Source organism: Phenylobacterium sp., assembly GCF_036495085.1.
GTDB lineage: Bacteria > Pseudomonadota > Alphaproteobacteria > Caulobacterales > Caulobacteraceae > Phenylobacterium.
This window is the reverse complement of the sequence record NZ_DASXNL010000072.1, coordinates 1-8,335: the sequence shown is the minus strand read 5'-3', so window position 1 is coordinate 8,335 and position 8,335 is coordinate 1. Positions and strand designations below refer to the sequence as shown.

Here is an 8,335-nt window from a genome sequence, read left to right as displayed (position 1 = left end):
GCGGGGCTGTGCGCGGGGCAAGATGGGCGGGCTGGTTGCGGCGACCACAGCGACCACCTCGACGGCGCGAGGGTCGATCATCCGGTAAGTGCAGCCGGTGCCGTCCAGCAAGCGTGTCAACGCCGCCTGTAGGGACAGTCGCCCAAACACCGCATGTCCCTGGGGCGCGCAACCCGAAGCTGCGCGCGAGCTCATCGACACACCCGCCTGGACGGCGAGTTGGACGAGGGCGGTGGCCAGCGGTTGTTGGGGGACGTTGAAGGCGTGCAGCGGCTCGGCCGCGGCGCGGCCCGCCGCCGGCAGGATCGCGGCCACCGCCAGGATCGCCATTCGGCGCCAGCTGCGCAGGGATGAAGGCAATCGTTCCTTAGACCCGAGAACGCCTCACTTGAGGACGAATTCCCGCTCCGTACGCCGCGCGGTCAAAGAAAGATAGTCGGCCAACAGGCGGACAACCTGGGCCTCGTCGCCGAGTTCGAGCACGCCTGAGAAGCGCCGTCCGCCGGCTGCGCTGGTGACCCGCACCGGGATCGCATAGCGCCGGCTGAGGTCGGCGGCGATCTGCGACACCGGTTCGTCCTCGTAGATGAGCCGATTGTGGCGCCAGGCAAACGCCGCGTCGGGCTCGACCTTGCGGACGGTGGAGGCGTCCGCCCCCTCCACGTGGATGAGCTGCAGGCCCGGCGTCAGCCGCGCGACCTGGGTGGCGTCCTGTCCGGGCTGGCTGACTTCGACGACACCGCGTCGGACGGTGACGCGCACCTGGCCGTCGGTGTGGCGCACGTTGAATTCCGTGCCCACCACGCGCACCTGCTGGTCGCCGACGTCGATGGTGAATGGTCGCCGAGCGTCCTTGGCGACGTCGAAGCTGGCCTGGGCCACGGCCAGCGTGACATGCCGTTCCCGCCAGCCCAGCCGCACGGTCATGGTCGAGCCGGCGTCAAGGTGGATGCGGCTGCCGTCAGCGAGCGTGATCCGGCGCGTCTCGCCGATGCCGGTGCGATAGGTCGTGGGCGCGCCCTCGTAGCTGCGCCAGGCCGCGGGGCCGGCGATCACCGCCAGGGCGGCTGCGGCGGCAAGGCTACCGGCCAGCAGCCAGCGCCGCGGAGGCCCCGAGCGAGCGCGCGAGAAAGGGAGGACGGAGGCCGCCGGCGCCAGTTGCGTTGCGATCTCGACGGCGTGGTTGGTGATCTCCGCGTTCAGCTGCTCGGCGGCGGCGAAGGCTTCGAGGTGACGCGTATCGGCCTCGAGCCAGACAGTAAGCGCTGTCCAGTCCTCGGCGGTGGCCGCGTCAGACTGCACGCGGACCAACCACGCGACCGCCTGGTCGTCCAGGTCTTGCGGGAATGCAGGCTCCATCGGGCTCATCTTGACCTGTGCCAACTGGACGCTTGGGCCATCGACTGCCCCAAAGACGCCACAAAAGCCCAGGCGCCTCCAAAGTTTCGTGGCGCGCGCCTCATCGGCCCACTCGCGCGAGGATCTGCTTCAGGCAGGTCATCATGTATTTCTCGACGCTGGAGCGAGAGACGTTCATCGCTGCGGCGGTCTCGGCATGGGTCAGGCCCTCCAGCTTGTGCAGGCGAAAGGCCTCGCGGACCGGCGCCGGCAGCTCCTGGACCACCTCGATGATCGCACTCAGGCGCGCCTTGGCGTCGACGACCTCGTCGGCGGGGGATCCTTCGACGACGCCCTCGCCCGGCCCGCTGGTGTGCGCCGAGCGCCACTCGGCCTCGCGCCGCCCGCTGCGCCGCTCCGCCTTGATCCGGTCCAGCATCAGGTTGGTCCCGGTCCGGAAAAGATAGGCGCCCGGGTTGCCGATGTCCCCGTCGGGCAGGGCGGAGATCTTCAGATAGATGTCCTGAACCAGGTCTTCGGCGGCCACGTCCGAGCGCAGGCGGGCGCGAAAATAGCGCACGAGGTCGGCCCGGCGCTCCAGGTAGGCGGAGATCAGAGGATTTGCGTCGCCGTCTTCCAAGGGGCCTCTGCCGCATCCAGCCTTCGCGTCCCACCCCTGCGGCTGGAAACGATTTATCGCATGACTCTCTCAGCGACGCAGCTGACAGGCGGCGCAACGACCGCTGGATTTTCCTGGCGGGGTTCAGGGGCGGCCTGGGGATCGGGTAAGCGCAGGGCTGCGCAGAAGCTGGCGGCGATCAGGCCAAGGCCCACCCACCATTCCTGCCAGATCCCGAAGCTCACCAACCCAATGGTAAGATAGGCCGCCGCGGTCGCCGCTCCGGTCACCGCGCCAGGGTCTCGTCCCGGACGCGAGAGGCCAAGGAAGACGCTTGCGCAAAGGGCCGCGCCAAGGAAGGCGCCTGGCAACCCCAATTCCAGCCAGAGCTGCAAGGCGCCGTTGTGCGGATGCAGGATGAGGCCAGGCGCCATGTCGCGGCTGGCTTCCAGCCCCCAGCCCCGCAAGGGATGCTCCGAGATGCGCTCAACGGCGAAGCGCCAATAGGACATCCGCTCCGCCCAGGAAGGCGGCAGGCGCGCGGCCATCGCATCATAACGACCGCTCCAAATCGCCATCCAGATCAAGAGCGGCATCGCAAGGACAAGAGCGAAGGATCCCGCGGCCAGGGCGCGGGGGCCCATCCTGGGCCACAGCGAGACCGTCGCGGCCGCCAGGACCGCCGCCAGCAGCGCCACGCTTGGCGCGGCCACGTCCATGGTGTGGGCGCTGAACAGCAGACTTCCAACAAGCAGCGGGACCAGCCACCTGGCCGCGCCCAGCCTGAGGCACGCCCAGATCGCAGCCGGTCCCAGGATGATCAGGCCATAGGTTCCTCGGGCTGCGTCACGGATCGCCAGGTCAGGCCGGACGGCCGTGCCGAGGGCGGCGTTGATGGCTCGGAACAGACCTGCGCCGCTCAGCGCCTCAACCAGAAGGATCACCGCGAGCAGGGTCACGCCGAAGACGAGCGCCCCCGGAAAGAGCATCGCCGTTCGCGGCCCCGCGCGACGACCTGCGCCGATCAACGACACCCCCAGCGCGGCCAGGATGGCCGCCGTAACCCCCGTCCAGGGCCTGGCCAGCAGCGGGTAGGGACCCCAGGCGCTCGAGGCCCAGATCCAGGCGATCCCTGCCGCGAGCGCGGCCGCCAAGCCCCAGTCAGACCGCCTGGGCGCCCGAAGGCCCGGAAGCGTCGCCATGCCCGCGAGGGCCGCCAGGGCGGCCAGGCCTTGCGGGGCGAGCCAGCCCAGGAGCGGCGCCATCACGGCCAGGATCACAAGCGCCGGCGTGGACCATACCTCGGACCGACCCTCTAACCGGCCATTCGAAATGCCGCGCGGCGCCATGGGTCCGTTACTCCGCTCGCTCTGGTTCGGGGTCGTGCAACGACGACGTCGGTTTCGTGAGGCCTCAATTGCGGGCCAGAGGTTTATGGCCGGTTTCAACCGGCCATCGGCCGGCGCTACCGATGTTGGTGAAGGACGCCATCAGGGCGGTAAGGCCCGTTTGCGTGGCGCAAAGCGTGTCAGGCTCGTGCCATAGACCGTACGGCGCCCAATGCGAAGTCCACCTCTTGCGGCGTATTGCGGATGCTGGGGGTGAGCCGCACGAGGGGATGGGCGTAGGGCGCGACTGAGCCGATCACCCTCCAGGTGCGAAGGTGCGACACGGCCTGCGCCGGGCTCATGCCGGCCACCTCGAACGAGACAATGCCCGCCGAGAGTTCGCGTGAGATCGGTGTGGCGAGGTTTACGTGGCGCATCTGCGCCAGGCCTGATTTCAGCTGTGTGGCGAGCTCGGCGGTGCGGTCGGCGACCTGGCGCCTCCCAACCCAGCCGTGCAGCACGAATGCGTCCGAGAGCGCCCAGAGGTGTTCGAAAGCCTTGAACCCGCCGGGCGTCAGGCGCGCGCCGGTGCATTCGCCAGGCGCCGAGCCGTTGATCCAGTGGGAATAGGCGCCTGAATCCAGGAAAGTCGGGATCGTCGGGCGCAGCGCAGCCCAACCGGCCGCGCTGCCGATCACGACACCGGTGCCCCGGGGCCCAAACAACCACTTGTGGGCGCCGGCGAAGAAGAAGTCGCAGCCGAGCTCGGCCATGCCTACGTCCTGGTTGCCGAACCCGTGCACCCCGTCGACGCACAGCAACACCCGGTCAGGCTCCTGTCGGCCGACATTCAGCCGGGCGATCGCCGCGGCGATCCTGCCGATCGGCAGTTTAAGTCCGGTGGACGAATGCACCCAGGTCAGGGCCACCACCCGGGTCTGCGGGCGGATCTCGCGGGTGATTGCGCCGGTCAGTCCCTCGACCGTGGCGTCGGCAGCCCTGTCGACCAGGGCCATGCGCCGGACCGTCGAGCCGTTCCGCTCGGCCGCCAGGCGAAGCGCTTCATGGGTGACGTAGTAGTCGCGGTCGGTGGTCAGCACTTCCTGACCCGGTCGCAGGCGAAGGCCGTTGTAGACCAGGCCCGCGCCCTCGGTCGTGGAGTCGGTCAGCGCCACGTCGCTCTCGGCCGCGCCGAAGTATCGGCCCACCCGCTGGCGGGCCATGTTCTGCAGGCTGCGGTTATGGGCCTCGAGATACTCGATGGGCGCGCGGTCGAGTTCGCGCCGGTGCCGGTCGATGGCGTCGCGCACCGGCTTCGGATGCGAGGCGATCAGCATGGCGCTCATATCGACGCGGTCGGGCGCGAGGTCGAACATCGCCCGAACGCGGGCCCAGTCCCCGGGCCCGAAGGCGGGCCCGAGCGAGGCGGGTTCCGGTTCCGGGGCCTGGGTCTGTGCCGGCGTCTCGGAGGGATACGCATCGCCATCCAGGCCAGGCGGCGCAGGCGTAGCCGGTTGTTCGGCCGCCCTCGCCACGCCGCCGCCGGCGGCAGCCAGCCCCACGCCCTTCAACAGGTCTCGCCGGAGAATACGCAAGGCCCGGCCTCTCAACCAACGTCGCCGGACTCCACAACCTCGCCGTCCCGGCGGCAAGCGCGCGGAACCCGCGGGACGCGCGCAGTTTCACCCTAGGCGTCGGCCTGCCTCGTTGGTCCGGCGGGCCTTGCAGCCCCTTAAAGCAGGCTCACGACAGCTGGGGGCGGCGCACTTGCGTAGAGGGCCTCGACGAGGGCATGGCGGCGCTCCAGCGTGGCCCGCTGGTTGACGTAGCCCTTGTCGGTGATCTCGCCGGCGTCGATCGACGGCGGCTCGGTCAGGATCGTGAAGCGGCCGATCCGCCGCGACGAGCCGCCGGCGCCGGCGTTGAACGCCTCGAGCCGTTCCTTCAGGAGCCCGGTCAGCTTCGCCAGGGGATCATCGCCCAGGGTCGCGATTGCAGCCGGCGACGGCCAGATGAGCGCGCCGGCGAAGGGCTTGTCCTGGCCGGCGACGACGACGTCCATCACATAGGGACTGCAGGCCGCGACCAGGTCTGGGCGGAGCGTCCCCACCGAGACCCAGGTCCCGGAGTCGAGCTTGAAGTCCTCGGTCACACGGCCGTCGAAGACCAGGCCCTGCGCCGGATCGTCCGGATCGAGGAAGCGGGCGGCATCGCCTAGCTTGTAGAAACCCTCCTTGTCGAAGGCCGCCTTCGTCTTCTCCGGATCGTTGTGATAGCCCGTGGTCACCGTCGGGCCCTTGACGCGGACTTCCAGCTTCGAGCCGTTCGGGACGAGCTTGAGCGTGATCCCGGGCAGCGGCAGGCCGATGAGGCCGACGCGCTCGGTCAGCCAGTGGACGACGGTGACGCCTTGCGTCTCCGTGGCGCCGTACATGGTGGTCAGCGGGATCCGTTGACCCGTCTCGGCCACGGCCAGGGCCTGCAGGCGCTCAGAGACGTCATTCGAGAGCGTCGCCCCGCCATAACCCATGTAGCGCAGGTTCTTGAAGAACGAGCGCCTCAGCGCCGGGTCCTTTTCCATGGCTTCGGCCAGCATGCCGAAGGCGATCGGCGCGGAGCCGAACACCATGGGCGAAACCTCATAGAGGTTCTTGATGGTTGTCTCGAAGAGGCCGGGCAGGGGCTTGCCCTCGTCGAGATAGACCGTGCCGCCCGCCCATAGAACGCCGTTGAAGCCGATGTTGCCGGCGGAGATGTGGCTCCAGGGCATCCACTCCAGGGATTGCGGCACGACGTCGGGGTCGACCTCTTCGCCGCGCAGCCCTTCCTGGCCGGCGATCACGCCTGCGAACATGCCATGGGTCTGGGGAACGCCCTTCGGCAGGCCCGTCGAGCCGGAGGTGAAGAGATACTTCGCGACGGTCTGGTGGCCGACGCCCTCCAGCGCCTCAGCGACCGCGCCGGTTGGTGTGGTCGAAGTCAGCTCGGAGAGCGCAATCGTGCCTGCGCCGCCATCGACGGTGACAAACGTCAGGTCGGGGTCGAGGCCCCGCAATGTCTCGAAGGCGCGCGCGAACATTTCGGAGTTCTGCGCAAAGACCACCTTTGGCCGAACGGTCGAGAAGCAGTGCTTGAGCTTGGCGTGATCGGAGGAGATCAGCGAGTAGGCGGGACTGATCGGCGCGACCGGCGTGCCTGCTTCGTAACAGCCCAGCATCACCAGGGCGTGCTCGACCGAATTGGCCGAGAGCACCATGACGGCGCTGTCGCTGCCAAGACCACGGTCCAGGAGCCATTGGGCGACGCCGTCGGCGGCGCGCTTGGCCTCCCCGTAGGTGACGCCCCGCCAGGGGCCGTGCCCTGGCTCGCGCTGCTGGATGTAGGGACGATCCGGATGGGCGGCGGCGCGCTCGGCCAGCAGATGGCCGATGGAGCGTGGCCCCTCCCCGGGCGCGTGGTTGGACCGGATCAGGACGACGCCGTCCGCGCGCCTCTCGATGGAGACGTCGGGAGCCTTCTGCGGCAGGGGTTTGAAAGCCGGTTTCGTGGCGGCGGTCGCCAGATCGTCAGCTGGGCTCATGGCCGGGTCCCTATGGTTTTTGGGTTGCCCCCAGCCTTACGCGTCGGGCGTCCGCAGGCAACGGCGCCCTGACGTCATGCGCACGCAAATGAACCGTCAGGCTGTGGCCGGTTCCGGGCCTCTGCGCCCGCGAACGAACGGCTGCGGGCTCCAGCGGACGAGCGAGCGCCAGGCCCATTCGAAGGGGCCGTAGTGGAAGCGCGCCAGCCAGGGCTTGCTCCACGCCAGGATGAAGATCCACACCCCGCCTACGACGGCCAGCTCCTGGAAGCGCGAGAGCTTGCCGTAAAGCCCCAGGCCGAAGCCGCAGAAGACCAGCGTCGTGATGATCGAGGTCATCAGGTAATTGCTGAACGCCATCCGCCCGGCGGCCGCCAGGCGATTCACGACGCCCTTGGCGGCGCCCGAACGGACGATCAGCAGGACGGCGCTGGCGTGCGCCATGGCGATCAGCGGCCTTGAGACCTGTTGCCAGGCTTCGAGGCGGTTGAGCGTCAGCGGATCGAAGTGCGACTGCTGGATCCTCCAGGCGAGCCAGGCCGTCGCGGGCGCGGCCAGCAGGTAGCCCACCGCCATGGTCGCGAGATACGCACGCGTCGACCACTTCAGGGTGAAGAAGCCGGTCCGGAAGAGCGCCATGCCGACAAACATCTGGCCGATCGCCTCGGGGATCTCGTCCGTCGGCATCAGGTACATCTGCAGGAGCTTGGCCGCCTGGGCGCGCACCTGCAGGGCGTCCATGAAGCTCCCGCGGAAGCCGGCGATCTCCAGGTCCTTCATCGCCTGCGAAGGGGCGACCAGCTGCGAGGCCTCCTGCCATGCCTTGAGCGCGTCCGGCGTCGCGCCGGGCGCGATGGCCGCCAGGTAGAGCGCCTTCAGCTGATCAGCCAGGACCAGGTTCGCAACGAGGAGGGCGGCGAGGATCGCTATTCCGATCGCCAGCTGCGCCTTCACGTTGAGCTTGCGGAAGGGGAAGATCACCAGCCCGGCCAGCGCATAGGTGACCAAGATGTCGCCCCACCACAGGAAGTAGGCGTGAAGCATGCCGAAGACGAAGAGCCAGAGCATCCGGCGATAGTGGGTCTGAAGGGGGCCGGGATGCCCGCCCTCGGCGCGTTCGGCGATGAGTACGGCGCTGGCCCCGAAGAGCATCGTGAAGAGCGCCCGCATCTTGCCGTCGGTCAGCACATTGTTGATCGCCCAGGTCCACAGATCCGCACCGGTTGAGCCGCCGGCGTAGGTCGGGTCCAGGTAGGCGAAGGCGGGCAAGCCCATGCCCACGATATTCATCAGGAGGATGCCGAGCACGGCGAAGCCGCGCACCGCGTCGATCGAGATGTGCCGTTCAGCCGCCTGTGTCGCCATCACTGACCTCCCCCAAGATCTTGTTGTCCGACCGAGGATGAGCGCTCTGCCGGGGCTGTCAACGGGCTGAGCATTCAGCCGTCCTGAGTTGTGTCGCAGCAGCCT

6 protein-coding genes and 1 pseudogene are annotated in these 8,335 nt (G+C 68.7%); all 7 read right to left on the bottom strand.

The features are described 5' to 3' along the window. Window positions 1-360: pseudogene (locus VGI62_RS08735) on the bottom strand (STN domain-containing protein); the annotation flags it as partial. 24 nt (window positions 361-384) lie between these two features. After that, complete coding sequence (locus VGI62_RS08730; protein WP_331504089.1) at window positions 385-1,359, bottom strand: FecR family protein; 975 nt, start codon at window positions 1,357-1,359, stop codon at window positions 385-387. 100 nt (window positions 1,360-1,459) lie between these two features. Beyond that, window positions 1,460-1,978 (bottom strand): RNA polymerase sigma factor, encoded by a 519-nt coding sequence (locus tag VGI62_RS08725; protein WP_331504088.1) that lies wholly within the window; start codon window positions 1,976-1,978, stop codon window positions 1,460-1,462. Between the two features lie 53 nt (window positions 1,979-2,031). Then, window positions 2,032-3,306, bottom strand: a complete 1,275-nt coding sequence (locus VGI62_RS08720) for an O-antigen ligase family protein (RefSeq protein ID WP_331504087.1) — start codon at window positions 3,304-3,306, stop codon at window positions 2,032-2,034. A gap of 179 nt (window positions 3,307-3,485) precedes the next feature. Beyond that, on the bottom strand, window positions 3,486-4,880 hold the full coding sequence (locus tag VGI62_RS08715; RefSeq protein ID WP_331504086.1) for an aminotransferase class V-fold PLP-dependent enzyme: 1,395 nt from the start codon (window positions 4,878-4,880) through the stop codon (window positions 3,486-3,488). A gap of 137 nt (window positions 4,881-5,017) precedes the next feature. After that, entirely contained in the window at window positions 5,018-6,865 is a 1,848-nt protein-coding gene (locus tag VGI62_RS08710) for an AMP-binding protein (protein WP_331504085.1), read from the bottom strand. A gap of 96 nt (window positions 6,866-6,961) precedes the next feature. Next, window positions 6,962-8,230, bottom strand: a complete 1,269-nt coding sequence (locus VGI62_RS08705; RefSeq protein ID WP_331504084.1) for a DUF418 domain-containing protein — start codon at window positions 8,228-8,230, stop codon at window positions 6,962-6,964. Window positions 8,231-8,335: the final 105 nt, after the last annotated feature.